Source organism: Terrisporobacter petrolearius (assembly GCF_020748185.1).
GTDB lineage: Bacteria > Bacillota > Clostridia > Peptostreptococcales > Peptostreptococcaceae > Terrisporobacter > Terrisporobacter petrolearius.
The window spans coordinates 1-255 of sequence record NZ_JAHZMO010000225.1 but is presented as its reverse complement, the minus strand read 5'-3'; the positions used below and the strand labels follow the sequence as shown (position 1 = coordinate 255).

The following is a 255-nucleotide window of genomic DNA, read 5'->3' as shown; positions in this document are numbered from 1 at the left end:
ATATATAACTTTACGAACGTCTGCAGAAAATTTAAAAATTGGACAAATAGCATCCCAGTTAGTTGACCAACTTTTCATGGCATTTGGATAATGATTTTGCCATTTTTCTGTTACACTAAGCATAATCTCATGTCCTTGTTCTTCATTTGAAGCATGATAAATTGATTTTAAATCCTTTGCAAATTCTTTTTTATCTTTATCTGATACATGTTTTAAAGTGTTACGCACTTGATGAACTATACATCTTTGGTATTC

General features: G+C 29.8%; 1 protein-coding gene. It reads right to left on the bottom strand.

All coding sequences use genetic code 11. The features are described 5' to 3' along the window. Positions 1–255 (bottom strand): transposase (locus tag K0040_RS20420; protein WP_228110482.1); only part of this gene is annotated, 255 nt, incomplete at both ends.